Source organism: Psychrobacter sp. TB20-MNA-CIBAN-0197, assembly GCF_040309765.1.
Classification (GTDB): Bacteria; Pseudomonadota; Gammaproteobacteria; order Pseudomonadales; family Moraxellaceae; genus Psychrobacter; species Psychrobacter submarinus.
In genome coordinates this window covers 1-277 of record NZ_JBEOPC010000469.1, presented here as the reverse complement: position 1 = coordinate 277, position 277 = coordinate 1, and the positions used below count along the sequence as shown (strand labels likewise).

Annotated in this window: 1 protein-coding gene; it reads left to right on the top strand. The window is 46.6% G+C overall.

Going from position 1 to position 277, the window contains the following annotated elements:
* Positions 1 to 277, top strand: a 277-nt coding sequence (locus AAEY83_RS14535; protein WP_351059965.1) for a hypothetical protein, incomplete at both ends; no start/stop codon positions are given.

The window sequence follows — 277 nt, the reverse complement described above, 5'->3', positions numbered from 1 at the left end:
GTAATTACTACCACCGTGGTGATTACGCCTTATTTGAAGAAGACAGCCTACTAACCCAAGACGCATACGGCCTGCTTAATCTAGGTGTTACTTGGTACAGCGCCGACGGCCATTGGACCGCTGGTGTATATGGTAAAAACCTCACCAATGAAGAATACATGATTGGCGGTTACCAGTTTGTAGCACCCGATCCGAGTGATCCAACTAATGTAGGTAAATATACCCCAGGTTTAGGTGGCGATAATACCTTAATTGGCTACTTTGGCGACCCACGTAC